The sequence below is a fragment of the Nonomuraea insulae genome, from assembly GCF_042656245.1.
In genome coordinates, this window is record NZ_JBHSPA010000006.1 from 129517 (window position 1) to 147089 (window position 17573).

Sequence of the window (17573 nt, forward strand, 5' to 3'; positions counted from 1 at the left end):
GCGTTCAGGCTGGCCGTGGCGGTGGCCCAGGCGCCGGGTGCGGGAGCGCCCTGCGCCGAGAAGTTCGCCCCGGTGATTTTCAGGCCGTCTTCCAGCTTGGCCCACCCGTTGGCAAAGAAGATACCGCCCACGCCTACGCGGGCGACTAACGCGGCAAGATCACGAAGGACCTGTTTCACGGTACTTGACTGCCCTAATCGGGACATGGCACACCTCAATCACGGCTGAGCAGCATGGCCACAGCGACGGCGGTCAGGCTGAGCAGGACGACGCTCACGACCACGGTCGTGTGCAGGGCGTTGACGAAAGCCCACCGGGCGGCGTCGAGCAGCGCCCCGCCCGCGTTTCCGCCGATCTGGTCCGCGACGTGCGCGGCCGAGGCGAGCGACTGCCTGGCCTCGTCCATGCCGCCCGCGGACACCCCGGGCACGGCGGGCAGGTTCGGCGCGTACACGATGGTGGTGATCGTGCCGAGCACGGCGACGCCGAGACCGGCGCCCAGTTCGTACGCGGTCTCCTCGATGGCCGCGGCCCCGCCCGCCTGGGTCTCGGTGGCGGTGGCCATGATCGTGTCGGAGGCGGCCAGCAGGGCCACCTGCACCCCGAAGCCGATGCCCACGAAGCAGAGCGCCAGCATCACGGGATGACCTTCGACGCCCCAGGTCAGGGTGGGGGTCAGGGCGATGGCGACGAGCGCGAGGCCGCCGCTCATGGTGGCCCGCATGCCGATCCTGGGCAGGATGTGGGCGGCGGCGAGCCCGCCGGAGATGGCGGAGATGACCAGGGGCAACATCCTGAACGCCGCCCGCACGGGGCTGTCGCCGAGGACGAGTTGCAGGTATTGGGCGAGCATGAGCTGCAGGCCCACCAGCGCGAACACGCCGAGCAGGACTCCGGCGACGCCGGTGGCGAACTCGCGCCGCCTGAACAGGCCGACTTCGAGGAACGGCGCCGGCAGGCGGGTCTGGCGGCGGACGAAGAGCACCAGCAGCGCCAGCCCGGCCAGGAACACCAGCACCGAGGCCCAGAGCGGCATGAGGCTGCCGGAGCCCGCCTCCTTCAGCCCGAACGCCAGCGCCAGGATGCCGAACACCGACAACACGGCGCTGACCGCGTCCCATGGCCGGTCTCTGCGCTCGCGGGACTCGGGCAGCAGGCGCACGGCGGCGGGCAGCAGCACCAGCAGGATCGGCACGTTGATGAGGAAGACCGCGCCCCACCAGACGCCGACGAGCACGCCGCCGATGAGCGGCCCGATGGCGGCGCCCGCCGCGGCGACCGCGCTCCAGACGCCGAGCGCGATGGCCCGCTCACGCCGGTCGGTGAACACCTGGCGGATGAGCGAGAGCGTGGCCGGCATGATCATCGCGCCGCCCACGCCGAGCAGCGCCCTGGCCAGGATCAGGGTCAGCGGGGTCGGGGCGAACGCGGCGCCGGCCGAGGCCAGGCCGAACAGCACGAAACCCCACAGGACCAGCCGTTTGCGCCCGTATTTGTCGCCGAGCGTGCCGAACATGATCAGCAGCGGCGCGACCACCAGCGAGTAGATGTCGATGATCCAGAGCAGTTGCACCCCGGAGGGTTCGAGCGCGGCGGTGAGCGCGGGCACCGCGATGTGCAGGACCGTGGCGTCGACCGTGATCAGCAGCAGGCTCAGGCAGAGCAGGACGAGGATGGACCAGCGGCGGTCCTGATGCTCCCGATCGGCAGTCCGTACGAAGGGTGCGGCCTGTGTGACGGTCATGAGCCTCCTTGCGGGCCGATCGTTCACAGGGCCCGCACGTGCTGATGGTCGGTGGCGGCGGGGGCCACGGCTCGGCGATCGTTCTTCCCGAGCAGTGCGGCCTGACTCCGGCGCTCCGGCTTGCGTGGCAGCTTAGGCCATGCCACGCACTTGTCATAGCGGTATCGCCTGATCCGGGACCCCCCGAACCTCTCTAGAGAGATACAGCCATATGTCGGTACCTATCCAACAATCGTCCGCCAGCCGATCATGGGACTCGTGGGGAGCAACGCAAGAGGCAGAACAGGCCATCCTTCCGATCGGTCCTCACGTGAATGGTGTGACGAGGCGCTGAGCAGACTGGACGCCGGCCGCCCCGAGTCCGCGCTGGACGCCGCCCGCCAGGCCGCCGGCCTCGACCCGGCCGCCGACTGGCCGCAACGGCTCATCAGCCTCGCCCACGAGCGGCTGGGCCGTGACGCCGACGCCGTGTCCGCCGCGGAACAGGCCGTCGACCTGGCCGGCGGCTCATGGCCCGGCCGGTTGCGGCTGGCCGCGGTGCTACGCCGGATGCCAGGGCGGTGGGCGGAGGCGGTCGGGCACGCCACGCTGGCCTCGAAGTTCGCGCCGGAGGAGGCCGGGACCCAGGTCATGCTCGGTGACCTGGCCCTGCTGCGTGGCGAGCACGCCCGGGCGGGGCGCTCGTACCGGGCCGCGCTGGACCTCGATCCCGACGGCCCGCAGGCCCGCGTGAACCTGGGGCTGGCGCTGTTGCGCTGGGACCGGCCGCGCCCGCACCACGATCCCGCCTGGCCGATCGACCCGCGCGACACCGGCCGGGCCAAGCGCGCGCTGGAGGTCTGGTCGCGTCAGGTGCGGCTGCTGGTGGCCGTGGCCACGCTCGCGATCGCCGCGTGCGCGCTCCTGCTGGACTGGGGCGCGCAGGCGCGGATCGGCGGGTTCGCCGTGCTCGCGGCGCTGGTGCCGCTCACGGTCAGGCAGGCGCGGCGGGTCGGCGTCTGGCCGTACGTGGGGGCGATGTTCGGCAGGGATCCCTGGCTCGGCGTGTCCGTGGTGTCGGCGGCGCTGTCGGCGGTCGCGTTCGCCGCCTGGCTGCTGGGACCGGTGCCTGCCCTGCCGCCCGCGCTCGATCCGGTCTGGGCGGGTCTGGCGGGCATCGTGGTGCTCGGGTGGCCGGCGCTGGTGGCCGTACGGGCGCTGGCCGGGGCATGGCGCGGACGTCCGCTGCGGGCACTGGCCGAGACAGGGAAGGCACAAGAGGCCGAGCAGCGGCGGGCGCGGGAGGCCGCCGGGCGGACGGGAGAAGCCGCGCAGAGGCGGGCCCGGGAGTCCGAACCGGCCGGGGAGGCCGCCGAGCGGACGGAAGAAGCCGAACCGGCCCGGGACGCCGCCGGGCGGGCGCGGGAGGCTGAGCGGACGGCGCGGCGGAATGTCGGGGTGATGCTCTGGGTGCTGCTCGGCAGGACCTGGTCGGTGCTGGTGGCGCTGGTGGCCGGGGCGCTGGTGGTGGCGCCGTGGGCGGCGGTGGCCGCGGTGGTGGTGCCGTACCCGATGGTGCGCGGTTACCTGCGCGCCCGCCACCGCGACGACCGGTGGCTGGCGACCGCGGGCGCGCTCGTCGTGCTGGCCGCCGTGGCGTGCGCGGCGGGCGGGGTGCTGGCGTCGGCGTGGGCGTGGCGGATCGGGCTGGGCGCGATGGGGGCCTCGGTGATCGTGTTCGCGGCGCGGGCCCTGCGCGCGTGGTGGCGGGGCGGCCCTGGGCCGTGGCGGGCCTCGTTGCTCATGTGCGACCTGCCCATGGGGGCCGAGCCGTCGGTGGCGCTGGACTCGGAGGTACGCCAGACCTTCTCCTATGCCCGCAGCATCGTCCTGGCCTACGGCGACGCCCACGGACCCCGGGTGGCCGGGGCGGTGGCCACCGTCACCTCCTCCGGCGAGCTGCGCCTGATCGCCGAGACGGAGGCGTGGGCGGCCATCGAGGAGGACCCGAGGGTGGCGGTGTTCGCGGCCGATCCGCTGCAGCGGCGGTTCTGGGTGGAGGTGCGCGGGGTCGCCCTGGCCGACTCGGACGTCATGCGGGTCACGCCCAAGCACGTGCTCGTGGGCGAGTTCCCCGGACGGCACCAGCGCCGGTAGACCCGGTGCCGATGGACGCGGCGCGGACCCGGCGCTGGAGACATCGCGCGGACCCGGCGCCGATGGACGCGGCGCGGACTCGGCGCATATGGACATGGTGCGGACTCGGCGCCGATGGACATGGTGCGGACCGGCGTACAGAATCTTGTTCTATGCAGATCCTGCGCACGCCAGAAGAGCGCTTCGCCGGCCTGCCCGGCTTCCCCTACGAGCCCCGGTACGCCGAGGTCGGCGACGGCCTGCGCATGGCGTACGTCGAGACGGGCCCTGCGGCCGGCGAGCCCGTCGTGCTGCTGCACGGCGAGCCGAGCTGGTCGTTCCTCTACCGGCACGTCATGCCCGAGCTCGCCGCGGCCGGGCTGCGCGCGATCGCGGTGGACCTGGTCGGGTTCGGCCGCTCCGACAAGCCGGCCGAGCTGTCCGACCACACCTACGCCAGGCACGTCGAGTGGACGCGCGCGCTGCTGCTCGACGCGCTCGGGCTCAGCGGGCTCACGGTGGTCGGACAGGACTGGGGCGGGCTGATCGGGCTGCGGATCGCCGCCGAGCATCCCGGGAGCGTCGCCAGGATCGTGGCGGCCAACACGGGGTTGCCGACGGGTGACATTCCCATGCCCGAGACGTGGCACCGGTTCAGGAACGCGGTGCTCAAGGCCCCGGTGCTGGACGTCGCCCGGCTGGTCCAGGCGGGCTGCGCGAGCGAGCTGGGCGAGGAGGTGCTGGCGGCCTACGACGCGCCGTTCCCCGACGAGAGGTACAAGGCGGGGCCGCGTGCCATGCCCGGCCTCGTGCCGATCACGCCCGACGACCCCGCGGCGCCCGCCAACCGTGCTGCCTGGCAGATCCTCACCACACTCGACAGGCCATTCCTGGTGGCGTTCTCCGACGGAGACCCGATCACGGGCGGCATGGCGCCCATTCTGGTCAAATCACTGCGCGGCGCCGCTGGCCTGCGACATCCCGTGATCAAGGGCGCGGGTCACTTCCTGCAGGAGGACGCGGGCGCGGAACTAGGGCGTCAGATAGCCGTTTTCGTGACCTCCACCTAGCGTGTCAGGACCGCCCAATAGTCGGTCTGGTGCGGTATAACCGGGGGCGGACCGGGGAGGCGTGATGCGTGAGTCCGACAGGGCCCAGACCGCGGGGCGGGCCGCGGCTCGGGATCTGTTCGAGAAGGTTCGGCTGCGTTATTTCCAGATTCCCCCCGCCGTGCGCCGGGTGCTCTATGTGGGCGCGCTCGTGGCCACGATGGGCATCGCCGCCGCGCTCGGATGGGACCTGTTCCAGACCTTCCCCCTCGTGCTCCTGCTGCTCGCGTTCGTGGCGCTGACCATGCGCTATCCGCGAGCCGCCGCCACCGCCCTGGTGGTGGTCTGCTGGGGGGCGCTGGCGCTGGTGACGTTCTCCACGCTGTTCCCCCCGGGCGCGATCACCCCGCACCTGATGGTCGCGCTGGCCCTGCCCGTCGCCGGCGCGGCCCATCTCATCCGGTGGGTGACACCGTGGGTGACCACGCTCATGGCGCTGGTCCCCGCCGGGATGCTCGCCGCCGCGCTCTCCCCCGTCTCCGACGGCACCGCCGTCTGGGCGGCCTACGCGAGCGCCGCGGTCGTGCTCGCCTACCGGTTCCTGCTCGCCCGCAGGGCCAAGGCGGAGCGCGCCGCGGCCGAAGAACAGCAGGTACGCGTGCGGGCGCGCGAGGGCAGGCCCGAGTCCTCGCACGACAAGCCGGGCACGCCGCCGCAGATCTCGGTCGAGGAGGCGCTCGCCGAGCTGGAGAGCATGATCGGGCTGTCGCCGGTCAAGGAGCAGGTGCGCTCGATCGCCGCCTCCATCGAGGCCTCCCGCCTGCGCGCCGAGGCCGGCTACACCGCCGATCGCCCCACCAGGCACTTCGTCTTCCTCGGCCCGCCCGGCACCGGCAAGACCACCGTGGCCCGCGCGCTGGCCAAGATCTTCTACGCGTTCGGCCTGCTGGAGACCCCCTACGTGGTCGAGGCGCAGCGGGCCGACCTGGTGGGCGAGTTCCTGGGCGCCACCGCGATCAAGACCAACGAGCTGGTGGACCGGGCGCTGGGCGGCGTGCTGTTCATCGACGAGGCCTACGGGCTGGTCAACTCCTCCGACGGGCAGCCCGACAGGTTCGGCGCCGAGGCCGTGCAGACCCTGCTCAAGCGGGCCGAGGACGACCGCGACCGGGTCATCATCATCCTGGCCGGCTACGAGCAGGAGATGGGCTCGTTCCTGTCCAGCAACCCGGGCCTGGCCAGCAGGTTCGCCACCCGGGTGCGCTTCCCCGGCTACTCCCCCGCCGAGCTGGTCGAGGTCACCGGGCTGCTGCAGCGGCGCCGCGGCGACACGATGGGCGAGGAGACCCGGCGGGTGCTCCTCGGCCTCTTCGACGACGTGCACCGCCGCGGGCTGGTCGACGAGCTGGGCAACGCCAGGTTCGCGCGCAGCCTGGTCGAGGCCGCCGCGCAGGCCCGCGACGTCCGCGTGGTGGGCGCCGGCGGCACGCCGACCACCCAGGACCTGGTGACGACCACGACGCCCGACGTGACCAAGGCGTTCGACGAGCTGACCGCCCGCTTCCGCGGCTACGTGGCCACGCCCACGCTGGAGGAGGCGCTGGCCGACCTCGACCAGATGGCCGGGCTGGCCCCGGTCAAGCGGCAGGTGCACGCGATCGCGGCCCAGCTCCAGGTGGCCAGGATGCGCCAGGAGCGCGGGCTGCCGACCCCGCAGCAGATGCGGCACTTCGTGTTCGTCGGCCCGCCGGGCACAGGCAAGACCACGGTCGCCCGCGTCCTCAGCCGGATCTTCGCCGCGCTCGGCCTGCTGGCCAGGCCCGACGTGGTCGAGGGGCACCGGGCCGACCTGGTCGGCCAGCACCTCGGCGCGACCGCGATCAAGACCAACGAGCTGGTGGACCGGGCGCTGGGCGGCGTGCTGTTCATCGACGAGGCCTACAGCCTGGTCAACCCGGGCTACCAGGGCGGCGACGCGTTCGGCGCCGAGGCCGTGCAGACCCTGCTCAAGCGGGCCGAGGACGACCGCGACCGGCTCGTCATCGTGCTGGCCGGCTATCAGCGCGAGATGGACACCTTCCTGTCCAGCAACCCGGGCCTGTCCAGCCGCTTCAACCAGCGCGTGGCCTTCCCCAGCTACTCGCCGCGCGAGCTGTCGCAGATCGCCGTCCTGCTGGCGGAGAAGTCGGGCGACAACTTCGACGAGGAGGCGCTGCGCCGCCTCGACGAGGTCTTCACCTGGGTGTGCGAGGACCGGCTGATCGACGGGCTGGGCAACGGCCGCTTCGCCAGGTCCCTGTTCGAGCGGGCGGCGATGCGGCGCGACGTGCGCCTGGCCGCCCACGCCTCGCGCGGCGGGTCCGCCAGTTCGGCCGACCTGACCACGATCACCAGCGAGGACGTGCGCACGGCGGTGGACGAGCTCTCCGGACGCTGACCGTTCTCGCTGACCATTCTCCGGGTCCCGGTTCATGGCATGTTGCCTCATAGTGTCGGCGTGATGTCGTAGAGTGAGCGCGTCGGTGATCGGCGGAGGGGGAGCGATGGCGGGGTTCCTGGCCCGCAGGCTGCTCAACTACGCCGTGCTCGTCGTGGTGGCGGCCAGCCTCGCCTACATGCTGGCGGCCACGGCCCTCGACCCCCGCTCCAACTACGCCGATCGCTCCCCCAAGCCGCCGCCCTCCGTGGTCGACGCCCAGCTCACCGCGCTCAACCTCAACGACAAGACGCCGCTGCTGCAGCGCTACGCCACCTGGGCGGAAGGCATGATGCGCGGCGACTTCGGCAGCACGGTCGCGGGCTCGCCGGTCAACGACGACATCAAGCGCCGCATGGGCGTCACCTTCCGGCTGGTCATCCTGGGGCTGGCCTGTGGCAGCCTGCTCGGAGTGCTCACGGGGGCGCTGGCGGCGGTCCGGCAGTACGGCTGGTTCGACCGGCTCTCGGCCGGCCTGTCGTTCGTGGTGCTGGCGGTGCCCGTGGTGGTGCTGGCCAACATGCTGATCCTGCTCGCCGCGTGGGCCAACCAGCACGTGTTCGGCCGCCAGGTGCTGCTGGTCAGCGGCGAATACAGCGGCCTGGCCACCGGGTTCTGGGAGCAGGTGACAGACCGGCTGCAACACCTGGTGCTGCCGACGATCTCGTTGTCGGTGGGGCTGATCGCGGTGTTCAGCCGCTACCAGCGCAACATGATGCTCGACGTGCTGGGCGCCGACTTCGTCCGCACGGCCAGGGCCAAGGGGCTGAGCAGGCGCAAGGCGCTGACCCGGCACGCGCTGCGGACCGCGATGATCCCCGTGGTGACCTATTTCGCGTTCACCTTCGGGGCGCTGCTGACCGGGGCCACGTTCACGGAGAAGATCTTCGGCTGGCACGGGCTGGGCGAGCAGCTCATCAACTCGATCTTCAGCAACGACGTCAACACCGTCGCGGCCATCTCCTTCCTGGCCGCCGTCGCCGTGTTGTGCGCCGCGCTGGCCGCCGACCTGCTGCACGCCGCGCTCGACCCGAGGGTGCGGGCGTGATGACGCTGTCGGAGGAGGAGCTGGCCGAGGAGCTCACCGACGGGGTGCTGACCAAGGCGCCGTCCAGGTTGCGGATGGTGACCGGGCGCTTCTTCCGCTCCACGCAGGGGCGGATCGGGTTCGCCGTGCTGGCGCTGATGTTCCTGCTGGCGTTCGCGGGCCCGCTGTTCAACCCGTGGACCTACACCGACAAGGACTTCACCGCGTTCATGCAGCCGCCGTCGCCGCACCACTGGTTCGGAACGCTCCAAACGGGCTCCGACGTCCTGGCGGTGACGCTGCGCGGTATGCAGAAGTCGCTGGTCGTCGGGTTGCTGGCGGCGCTGGTGTCCACGGCGCTGGCGGCGATCGTGGGGGCGTTCGCGGGCTACTTCCTGGGGTGGACCGACCGGGCGCTCAGCTGGGTGACCGACCTGCTGCTCGTGCTGCCCGCGTTCCTGATCCTGGCGATCCTGTCGCCGCTGTTCGGGTCCGGCGGGCAGTGGCCGCTGTTCGTGGTCATGCTGGCGTTGTTCCTGTGGATGGTCACCTCGAAGATCGTGCGGGGGATGTCGATCTCGCTGCGGGAGCGGGAGTTCATCCAGGCCGCCCGCTACATGGGCGTGCCGCCGGTGCGGATCGTCTTCCGCCACGTGATCCCCAACCTGTCGTCGCTGCTGATCGTGGACGCCACGCTCAACGTCAGCAGCGCCATCCTCACCGAGACCTCGCTGTCGTACTTCGGGTTCGGCATCCAGCCGCCCGACGTGTCGTTCGGCACGCTCATCGCCGACGGCTCCAAGACCGCGATCTACGCGCCGTGGACGTTCTGGTTCGTGGCGGGACTGCTGGTGATCACCGTGCTCGCGGTCAACCTCGTCGGCGACGCGCTGCGTGACGCGTTCGACCCGTCCTCCTCTCGGGGCTCGCGATGAGCCCGGTCCTGGAGGTCAGCGACCTCAACGTGTCCTTCGGCGACGTACGCGCCGTGCGGGGGGTGAGCTACTCCGTGCGCCCCGGCGAGGTCCTCGGCATCGTCGGCGAGTCGGGCTCCGGCAAGTCGGTCACCTCTGCCGCCGTCATGGGGCTGCTGCCGCCGGGGGCGCGCGTCACCGGCTCGGTGCGCCTGCACGGCCGCGAGCTGATCGGCGCCCCGGAGCGCGCGCTCAACGCCTTCCGCGGCAAGTCCATGTCCATGGTCTTCCAGGACCCGCTCTCCGCGCTCACCCCGGTCTACCGGGTGGGCGACCAGGTCGCCGAGGCCGTCCGCGTGCACCAGCGGGTCAGCAAGGAGATGGCCATGGTCAAGGCCGTCGAGCTGCTCGAACTCGTCGGCATCCCGCACCCCGCCGAGCGGGCGCTGGCCTTCCCCCACGAGTTCTCCGGCGGCATGCGGCAGCGCGTGGTGATCGCGATGGCCATCGCCAACGACCCCGACGTGATCATCTGCGACGAGCCGACCACGGCGCTCGACGTGACCATCCAGGCGCAGGTGCTGGAGGTGCTCAAGAGGGCGCAGGCCAAGACCGGCGCCGCGATCATCATGATCACGCACGACCTGGGGGTGGTGGCCGGGTTCGCCGACCGCGTGCTCGTCATGTACGCCGGGCGTCCCGTCGAAGTGGGCGCCGTCGACGACATCTACTACCGCACGCGGATGCCCTACACCGTGGGCCTGCTCGGCTCGATCCCCCGCGTCGACCGGGGCGCGCGGCAACCACTGGCGCCCATCGAGGGCAATCCGCCCTCGCCCGCGGCGCTACCGCCGGGCTGCCCGTTCGCGCCGCGCTGCCCGATGCGGATAGACGCGTGCGAAGAGGCGGAGCCGCCGTTGTCCGAGGTCGGCGAGGGCCACCGGGCGGCCTGCATCCGCTGGGAGGAGGTGGGCCCGCGCGGCACCGGCCGGCACGCGGCCCCCGGCGACGGCGCCACCCTGCGGGTGCGCGGCGAGCGGACCGTGCTGGAGGTGCGCAACCTGGTCAAGGACTATCCGCTGCTCAGGGGGGCGGTGTTCAAGCGCAGGGTCGGCACGGTGCACGCGGTGGCCGGGGTCAGCTTCGACCTGCGGCAGGGCGAGACGCTGGGGCTGGTCGGCGAGTCGGGCAGCGGCAAGACGACCGCGCTGACACAGATCCTGGAGCTGAGCGCGCCGCAGCAGGGCGGCATCGTCGTGCTCGGGCACGACACCGCGCGGCTGGGCCGGGGCGAACGCACCGAGATCAGGCGCGACATGCAGGTCGTCTTCCAGGATCCGCTGGCCTCCCTCGACCCGCGCATGACCGTGCACGACATCCTGGCCGAGCCGCTGCGCACCCACGGGCGGCGCGACCCCCGGCGGCGGATCGGCGAGCTGCTCGCCCTCGTCGGCCTCGACCCCACCCACGCCGCCCGCTACCCGCAGGACTTCTCGGGCGGGCAGCGGCAGCGCATCGGCATCGCCAGGGCGCTCGCGCTGGAGCCCCGGCTGCTGGTGCTGGACGAGCCGGTCTCGGCGCTGGACGTGTCGATCCAGGCCGGGGTGATCAACCTGCTCGACTCACTGCGGGCCAGGCTGGGGCTGTCCTACCTGTTCGTGGCGCACGACCTGGCCGTGGTGCGGCACATCGCCGACCGGGTGGCGGTGATGTATCTCGGCAGGATCGCCGAGATCGGCCAGGTGGACGCGGTCTACGACGCTCCGGCGCACCCGTACACGCAGGCTCTGTTGTCGGCGATCCCGCTGCCCGACCCGGTGCGCGAGCGTTCGCGCGAGCGGATCCTGCTCGAAGGCGACCTGCCCAGCCCGGCCAACCCTCCGACGGGCTGTCGATTCCGCACCAGGTGCCCCAAGTTCCGTGCCGAGCTGACCGACGGCGAACGCAGGCTCTGCGTCGACGTCGAGCCAGAGGTGCGGCCGCTGGGCGAGGACCAGGGGGCGGCCTGCCATTACGCAGAGAGACGCGAGGTCGTGTAGGTCTCGCTCGATCCAGGAGGAATTCGCTCGATGAAAGCATCACGTCTTGTCGTGGCCGTCACCGTGACGGGCTCGCTGCTGCTGGCGGGCTGTGGGGGCGGCCAGGGAGGCGGCACGGGGGGCCAGGACAGTGCCGGCGACGAGCGTACGATCAAGGCCTTCGACATCAATCCGCAACCGCGCGAGAAGGTCAAGGACGGCGGGACGCTGCGGTGGGGCATCAACGAGTTCCCCACGCAGTGGAACAGGAACCACGTGGACGGCAACCTGGCGATGGCGGCCGTGATCAGCAACGCGTTGCTGCCCTCGCCGTTCACCTCCAACGAGAAGGCGGAGATCTCGGTGGACCACGACTACGTGGTCGACGCCAAGGTGACCGATCAGCGGCCCAAGCAGGTGGTGACGTACACGCTCAACCCGAAGGCGAAGTGGTCCGACGGCAAGCCGATCACGTGGGCCGACTACCAGGCGCAGTGGCAGGCGCTCAACGGGCGTGACCCGGGCTTCCGCATCGCCTCCTCCACCGGCTACCAGGACATCGAGAAGGTGGCGCGGGGCAAGGACGACCACGAGGTGGTGGTGACGTTCGGCCGGCCGTTCGGTGACTGGCAGGCGTTGTTCGGGCCGCTGTTGCCGGCCTCGACCAACCACGGCGCCGAGGCGTTCAACACCGCCTGGCTGAACAGGATCCCGGTGACGGCGGGGCCGTTCAAGTTCGGCGGGTTCGACCAGACGGCCAAGACGATCACGCTGGTGCGCGACGACAGATGGTGGGGCGACCGGGCCAAGCTGGACAAGATCATCTATCGGGCGTCGGAGCAGGACTCGCTGATCAGCGCGTTCAGCAACGGGGAGCTCGACCTCATCGACGTCGGGCCGTCCGCGCCGGACTACGCGCGCGCCAAGGCCACCACCGGCGCTCAGGTGCGGCATGCGGCGGGCCCCGACTTCCGGCATTTCACCTTCAACGGCTCCAGTGAGCTGCTCAAGGACCGCAACGTCCGCCAGGCCATCCAGCTCGGCATCAACCGCCAGGCCATCGCGCAGTCGGACCTGCAGGGGCTGGACTGGCCGATCGCGCTGCTGAACAACCACTTCTTCATGAACACGCAGGAGGGCTACCAGGACAACGCCGGAGACCTCGGCGTGTACAACCCCACGAGGGCGAAGCAACTGCTGGACGCCGCCGGCTGGAAGCTGAACGGGTCGGTCAGGCAGAAGAACGGCAAGCCCCTCGACCTGCGGTTCGTGGTGCCCTCCGGGGTGCAGATCAGCAAGGCGGAGGGTGAGCTGGCGCAGAGCATGCTCGGCCAGATCGGGGTCAAGCTCACCATCAAGGCCGTGCCCAGCGACGACTTCTTCACCAAGTACGTCATTCCGGGGAACTTCGACATCACCCCGTTCGCCTACATCGGCACGCCGTTCCCGGTGTCCAGCAGTTTCGGGATCTACGCGAACGCGGCCAACGGGCAGAACTGGAACGCGAACTTCGGGCGTACCGGGTCGGCCGCCATCGACCAGGCCATGAGCCGCGCCGCGCAGAGCCTCGACCCCGTGCGGGCGCGCACGGAGACGAACGCGGCCGACGAACTGCTCTGGCAGGAGGTCAACGTGCTCCCGCTCTACCAGCGGCCGCAGATGGTGGCCGTGCGGCAGGCGCTGGCGAACGTGGGGGCGCGCGGGTTCTACGACCTCCAGTACGAGGACATCGGCTTCACGGGCTGAACCCGCCGGTGAGGGGCGGTGAGGTCACGGTCGACCTCGCCGCCCCGCCCGTGCTACGCGGAGGTGCCGGCCATCACACGATCGACGATGCCCTTGTTGCCCTCTTCGCGGGCGCAGTGCGCGCAGCAGTACCAGTGCTCGCCCGACTGCACCCCATGCCCGATGACCTTGGTACCGCAGTGTTCGCACACGGGCGCCATCGCCTCGATCGCGCACTGGAAGCAGTCGAAGGTGTGCACCGCCCCCTGCGCGTGCACCTCGAACGCCATGTCGTAGTCGTTGCCACAGGTCTCGCAGACAGCCATGATGATCCCCTTTCGCCGGGGGGATACCCGGTTCCGTGGCCTCTTTTCCCCAAGAACCCACCATATTCCTCCCGCTATGGGCGTTCCATGGCGAAGCGCGCCACCAGCGGAAGTCCCAGCAGTCCGAGCGCGGCCAGGGCGGCCGGCAGGCCCAGCCACCCGCTCAGCCCGGCCACGAGCAGCGGGCTCACCACGAACCCCGTGTAGGAGATCGTGGACACCCCCCACACCATCGTCCCGCTGGAGTCGTCGGCCGCCGCGCGGCTGAGCAGGGCCGGCACCAGGGGGCCGAGGGCCAGCCCGGTCATCGCGAACCCGGCCAGCGAGAGCGGCACCCCGCCGCCCAGCCCCGCCAGGGCGATGCCGGCGCCGCCGCCGACGCCCGCCACCAGGTACAACGCCCTGAGCGGCGTCCTGGGCAGCGCCTGCACGATCAGCCGCCCGGCCGTCAGCGCCGCCATGTAGACCGAGGGTGCGACGCTGGCGACCAGCGGCGTGGCGCCCCGGTGCTGCTCCAGCAGCAGGACCGACCACTGCTCGACGGAGTTCTCGATGACCAGGGCGCAGCCCGCCAGCGCGCCCAGCACGATCGCCGCGCCCCACAACCGCCGCCGGTCGGGGCCCGGGTCCGGCTCGTGCCCTCGGCCCAGCGGGAGTGCCAGGAGGGTCAGCGCCGTGGCGGCCACGATCAGCGCGATGATCACGAGCACGGTGCCGACGCCGAGTCCGTACGAGCGGGCCAGGCCTGTGAGCGGGGCGGCGGCGATGACCGCGACCGGGAAGGCGGCGTGCACCTGCTGGAAGAGGCGCCGCCCCGTTTCGCGCTCGGCGCGGCCGGTGGCCAGGTTGAGCGCGATCTCCAGGGCGCCGCTGGCCGCGCCGACCAGCAGCAGCACCAGAGCGAGCTGCCAGCCGGTGCGGGCGAGCCCGATGGCGGCGACGCTGAGCGCGAACAGGACCATGACCACCGCCAGCGCGGCCCGCTCCCGCCCGCGCATCAGCCGCCCGGCCACCGCCATCGCCGGTACGGCCCCCACCGGCACGGCGCTCAGCGCCAGCCCCAGACCACCCGCCGAGATGCCCAGGCCCACCTTGATGGCGGGCAGCAGGGCCGACCATGACCCCCAGAACACGGCCCATGCGGCACAGACCGCGATCAGCGGCATCCACAGCACCCCTTGATATTTCCGTCAGGTCGCAGTAAAGATCGTCCTTGCTCTTTGATACCCCTCGGAAGGAATCTCGTGCTCACCCGTACGGTCATCACGGCGGCTCTGGTCGCCGCCGGAGTCGCCGCCATCCCCTCCTCCGCCTACGCCGCCTCTGCCGCGTACAGCCCCGAGCGCGTCTGCGGCAAGGGCTTCGCCCGGGTCGCGGACGGCCATCGAGCGATGCGGACCCGCAACGGCGCCGTGCTCGGGCACGTGTACCTGATGTACAGCAAGGCCAGTGGCAAGAACTGCGTCGCCGCGATCAAGACAGCCTACGTGGGCCGCCGCACGACCACCGGCGCCTATATCGAGGTGCGGGGCGGCGGCAGGAGTGAGGACGCGCAGAAGTACAGCTACTACGCCGAGACCGGGCACATCGCCGGGGCCTGGAAGTGCGTGCGTTACTCCGGCTGGACCCGTGACCCGAGCGGCCGCGTCGAGGCATGGGGCGGGCGCAAGTCGTGGGGCAACTGCCAGGGTTGATCAGGTTCTCGTGTCATCCGTCGCCCCCGCCGGGACGATTCTTCTTGCAGACGGTGTGAGCCCTTCTCGCATACTGCTGACTCTGTAGAAATGCATTGAGCGAGCGGGCCGGCCCAGATTAGGTTGGCGCACATGACGGACAACGAGCGCCCGTCAGGCCGGCGCCAGACGGCACGGCGCACAGTCGTGAGAAGGAGATAAGGACGCAGTCGAAAGGGGGAAGACCATGAAGCGCATCAGAGTCATGAAGCCGGCGAAACCACGCACCCGGCTGTCAACGGACCTGGATCTGCGTTCACCGGCGGGCCGCAGGCTTCCCTACTGACTTACTCCTTACACCGAACTTACGGGGGTATCTGTAGATAACATAGGTAACAGAAATATCACGGGGGGCTCACTATGAAGAGGCTTGTGGTGGTGCCACCACACGTTGCCAGGCACAAGATCCGCGACATTCATTCGGCCGATCGTCGCCACAAGCCCCCTGCCGACCCCAAAGTGATCGATCTGCATGCCTACACCGGCAGGAACGTCATCCGTTTCCCCGGTGGTCCGACCCCTGCGGCTTGACTCAGCCGTAGAGGCGCTTGGCGTACGACTCTCCGTAGTAGTTCTCCAGCTCCTCCAGGCTCTCTTCCACCTTCTGGACGTCCTTGATGATCGTCGCGTGGGCCGGGAGCCCATCGGGGCCCCAGCGCTCGGGCTTCCACAGCGCCGAGCGCAGGAACGCCTTGGCGCAGTGGAAGAAGATCTGCTCGATGTCGACGACGAGCGCCAGGTGCGGGCGGTGGCCCTTGACGATCAGGTCGTCGAAGAACGGGGCCTCGCGGATGAGCCGGGCCCGGCCGTTGATCCGCAGGGTCTCGTTGCGCCCGGGGATCAGAAAGATCAACCCCACATGCGGATTTTTCAGGACATTGAGGAATCCGTCTGCCCGGCGGTTCCCCGGGCGGTCCGGGATCGCGATCGTGGCGTCGTCGATGACGTGGACGAAGCCGGCCGGGTCGCCCTTGGGCGAGACATCACAGTTGCCCGCTTCGTCCGAGGTGGCGATCAGGCAGAACGGCGATGACGCCAGCCACTCGCGGTCACGCTCGTGCAGCAGCACGCGTTCCTTGGTCGCCGCCCTCGGCATGACCTCGCCGAGCAGCTCGCGCAATTCATCCTCGGACCCGATCTCCGCCCAGCTCATGTGATCTCCCTTCGGGGTTACCCCATTTTGTCAGCAATCGGGGCCAGTGGCCGGTGCGGCGTCCGAAGGGCGAGACTGACCCGGTCCCGCCGCTGCCTCCCTGCCGCTGGTCAGGGCGCGGTGATCGCGGCGGCGGGCTGCATCGTGCTGGCCGGCGTCACGGCGCTCGCCGCGCTGCTCGTACGGACCTGAGCAGTCACCAGCGGCGGGCGTTGGCCATGGCCGCCAGGAACTGGTCACGCTCCATCGCGAACCTCTGCGGGTGCACCCCCTGCCGCTCCGCCCGCAGGTGCAGCAGGGTCAGCTCGGTCGCCGCCTGCTGATAGTCGCCCATGGCCCGGCCGAGCCCCGCTCCCCTGGCCCACTTGCGGGCCGCCTTGCGGGCGGTCAGCGTGGTGAGCATGCGCACGTCGGCGTCGGTGATCAGGCCGGTCTGCTGGTAGGCGGGCAGGTAGTAGCCCATCCTGGCGACGAGCTGGCGGCGCTCCACGACGGTCACGACGATCAGGATGACCAGCGCCACCATGATCACCAGGTAGGCCCCGCCCAGCCAGGAGAGCGAGCCCGTGGTGGCGGAGCCGTTCCAGAGGCCGTGCAGGAAGACCGCGGCCAGGTAGCCGAGCGGGATCGCGGCGTATCTGGCGGCGCCGCGGCGGGTCAGCGCGTAGGCGACGCCGAGGCCGATCATGGAGGTGTAGATCGGGTGGCCGAGCGGGTCGATCAGGCCGCGGACCACGAAGAGCTGCATCGCCGCGCCGGCGCCGTTCTCGCCGAACGCGAGCAGGTAGTAGCCCACGTTCTCCACGGCGGCGAAGCCGAGGCCGGCCATGGAGGCGTACACGATGCCGTCGGTCAGGCCGTCGATCTCCGCGCGCCTGCGCAGGAGCAGCAGCAGGGCCGAGCCCTTGAGCGCCTCCTCGATCACCGGCGCCAGCACGACGGAGCCGACGTCCTCGACGACCGCGGAGCCGTAGCCGGCCCTGGCGAACAACTGCTGCCCGACGAGCGTCAGCGCGATCGCCGCCACGATGGCGACCCCCGCGCCCCACGCGAAGGCGAAGGCGAGGTTGAGCTTCGGCTCGGGTTCGAGCCTGTCGAGCGAGAGGACCGCGGCGAGCAGCACCGGCAGCGGCGCCACGGCCAGCAGCGCGGACAGGCCGAACCCGACGGGACCGCCGGAGAACAACATGACGGCCAGGACGGCCAGCGCGATGACGCCTGAGACGACCAGGCCGATCAACAGGGCCTTGCTGGGGCGCTGGACGAGCAACGGAGCAGTCATCGCATGCCTCT

15 protein-coding genes are annotated in these 17573 nt (G+C 71.0%); 8 read left to right on the forward strand and 7 right to left on the reverse strand.

The window, feature by feature from the left end; all coding sequences use genetic code 11:
- From ACFPZ3_RS03350 to ACFPZ3_RS03360, 3 genes are all read right to left on the reverse strand, one after another.
- On the reverse strand, positions 1-206 hold a 206-nt coding region (locus ACFPZ3_RS03350; protein ID WP_379512434.1), incomplete at its 3' end, for a DoxX family membrane protein.
- 8 nt (positions 207-214) lie between these two features.
- Complete coding sequence (locus ACFPZ3_RS03355; protein WP_379512435.1) at positions 215-1744, reverse strand: MFS transporter; 1530 nt, start codon at positions 1742-1744, stop codon at positions 215-217.
- 23 nt (positions 1745-1767) lie between these two features.
- Positions 1768-1890, reverse strand: a complete 123-nt coding sequence (locus ACFPZ3_RS03360; RefSeq protein ID WP_379512436.1) for a hypothetical protein — start codon at positions 1888-1890, stop codon at positions 1768-1770.
- A 112-nt stretch (positions 1891-2002) separates the two neighbouring features.
- Between ACFPZ3_RS03360 and ACFPZ3_RS03365 the strand changes: the two genes are divergently transcribed.
- The 7 genes from ACFPZ3_RS03365 to ACFPZ3_RS03395 all read left to right on the forward strand — a co-directional run bounded on the left by ACFPZ3_RS03365 (position 2003) and on the right by ACFPZ3_RS03395 (position 13089).
- The gene (locus tag ACFPZ3_RS03365) at positions 2003-3880 is read left to right on the forward strand and encodes a hypothetical protein (protein WP_379512437.1); all 1878 of its coding nucleotides are present in this window, start codon (positions 2003-2005) and stop codon (positions 3878-3880) included.
- A 152-nt stretch (positions 3881-4032) separates the two neighbouring features.
- Positions 4033-4929 carry a haloalkane dehalogenase gene (locus ACFPZ3_RS03370; protein ID WP_379512438.1) on the forward strand — a complete coding sequence of 299 codons (897 nt, stop codon included), beginning with the start codon at positions 4033-4035 and terminating at the stop codon, positions 4927-4929.
- A 64-nt stretch (positions 4930-4993) separates the two neighbouring features.
- Positions 4994-7345 (forward strand): AAA family ATPase, encoded by a 2352-nt coding sequence (locus ACFPZ3_RS03375; protein ID WP_379512439.1) that lies wholly within the window; start codon positions 4994-4996, stop codon positions 7343-7345.
- A 106-nt stretch (positions 7346-7451) separates the two neighbouring features.
- Positions 7452-8432, forward strand: coding sequence for an ABC transporter permease (locus ACFPZ3_RS03380; RefSeq protein WP_379512440.1), 981 nt, complete (start codon positions 7452-7454; stop codon positions 8430-8432).
- Positions 8432-9346 carry an ABC transporter permease gene (locus tag ACFPZ3_RS03385; RefSeq protein ID WP_379512766.1) on the forward strand — a complete coding sequence of 305 codons (915 nt, stop codon included), beginning with the start codon at positions 8432-8434 and terminating at the stop codon, positions 9344-9346. The genes ACFPZ3_RS03380 and ACFPZ3_RS03385 overlap by 1 nt, the downstream gene beginning before the upstream one ends.
- The gene (locus tag ACFPZ3_RS03390; RefSeq protein WP_379512441.1) at positions 9343-11364 is read left to right on the forward strand and encodes a dipeptide ABC transporter ATP-binding protein; all 2022 of its coding nucleotides are present in this window, start codon (positions 9343-9345) and stop codon (positions 11362-11364) included. Before ACFPZ3_RS03385 ends, ACFPZ3_RS03390 begins: the two co-directional genes overlap by 4 nt.
- A gap of 30 nt (positions 11365-11394) precedes the next feature.
- Positions 11395-13089: an ABC transporter family substrate-binding protein gene (locus tag ACFPZ3_RS03395; RefSeq protein WP_379512442.1), complete on the forward strand. Its 1695-nt coding sequence runs from the start codon at positions 11395-11397 to the stop codon at positions 13087-13089.
- 53 nt (positions 13090-13142) lie between these two features.
- Here ACFPZ3_RS03395 and ACFPZ3_RS03400 read toward each other — a convergent pair whose 3' ends face one another.
- Together ACFPZ3_RS03400 and ACFPZ3_RS03405 are read right to left on the reverse strand one after the other, a co-directional pair.
- Complete coding sequence (locus tag ACFPZ3_RS03400; protein WP_379512443.1) at positions 13143-13394, reverse strand: hypothetical protein; 252 nt, start codon at positions 13392-13394, stop codon at positions 13143-13145.
- Positions 13395-13468: 74 nt separating this feature from the next.
- The gene (locus ACFPZ3_RS03405; protein WP_379512444.1) at positions 13469-14560 is read right to left on the reverse strand and encodes an MFS transporter; all 1092 of its coding nucleotides are present in this window, start codon (positions 14558-14560) and stop codon (positions 13469-13471) included.
- Between the two features lie 78 nt (positions 14561-14638).
- Here ACFPZ3_RS03405 and ACFPZ3_RS03410 point away from each other — a divergent pair, with 78 nt between their 5' ends.
- Positions 14639-15088 carry a hypothetical protein gene (locus tag ACFPZ3_RS03410; RefSeq protein ID WP_379512445.1) on the forward strand — a complete coding sequence of 150 codons (450 nt, stop codon included), beginning with the start codon at positions 14639-14641 and terminating at the stop codon, positions 15086-15088.
- Positions 15089-15659: 571 nt separating this feature from the next.
- On the opposite strand, the gene ACFPZ3_RS03415 is transcribed toward ACFPZ3_RS03410, so the two are convergent.
- Positions 15660-16280, reverse strand: a complete 621-nt coding sequence (locus tag ACFPZ3_RS03415) for a pyridoxamine 5'-phosphate oxidase family protein (protein WP_379512446.1) — start codon at positions 16278-16280, stop codon at positions 15660-15662.
- Positions 16281-16476: 196 nt separating this feature from the next.
- Positions 16477-17562, reverse strand: coding sequence for a PrsW family intramembrane metalloprotease (locus ACFPZ3_RS03420; protein WP_379512447.1), 1086 nt, complete (start codon positions 17560-17562; stop codon positions 16477-16479).
- Positions 17563-17573 lie beyond the last annotated feature (11 nt).

Excerpts from the sequence above, each read along its gene's own strand:
- ACFPZ3_RS03370 (WP_379512438.1), top strand. The coding sequence starts at position 4,033 with ATGCAGATCCTGCGCACGCCAGAAGAGCGCTTCGCCGGCCTGCCCGGC.
- ACFPZ3_RS03395 (WP_379512442.1), top strand. The coding sequence starts at position 11,395 with ATGAAAGCATCACGTCTTGTCGTGGCCGTCACCGTGACGGGCTCGCTG.
- ACFPZ3_RS03385 (WP_379512766.1), top strand. The coding sequence starts at position 8,432 with ATGACGCTGTCGGAGGAGGAGCTGGCCGAGGAGCTCACCGACGGGGTG.
- ACFPZ3_RS03380 (WP_379512440.1), top strand. The coding sequence starts at position 7,452 with ATGGCGGGGTTCCTGGCCCGCAGGCTGCTCAACTACGCCGTGCTCGTC.
- ACFPZ3_RS03405 (WP_379512444.1), bottom strand. The coding sequence starts at position 14,560 with ATGCCGCTGATCGCGGTCTGTGCCGCATGGGCCGTGTTCTGGGGGTCA.
- ACFPZ3_RS03375 (WP_379512439.1), top strand. The coding sequence starts at position 4,994 with ATGCGTGAGTCCGACAGGGCCCAGACCGCGGGGCGGGCCGCGGCTCGG.
- ACFPZ3_RS03390 (WP_379512441.1), top strand. The coding sequence starts at position 9,343 with ATGAGCCCGGTCCTGGAGGTCAGCGACCTCAACGTGTCCTTCGGCGAC.
- ACFPZ3_RS03355 (WP_379512435.1), bottom strand. The coding sequence starts at position 1,744 with ATGACCGTCACACAGGCCGCACCCTTCGTACGGACTGCCGATCGGGAG.
- ACFPZ3_RS03415 (WP_379512446.1), bottom strand. The coding sequence starts at position 16,280 with ATGAGCTGGGCGGAGATCGGGTCCGAGGATGAATTGCGCGAGCTGCTC.
- ACFPZ3_RS03400 (WP_379512443.1), bottom strand. The coding sequence starts at position 13,394 with ATGGCTGTCTGCGAGACCTGTGGCAACGACTACGACATGGCGTTCGAG.
- ACFPZ3_RS03420 (WP_379512447.1), bottom strand. The coding sequence starts at position 17,562 with ATGACTGCTCCGTTGCTCGTCCAGCGCCCCAGCAAGGCCCTGTTGATC.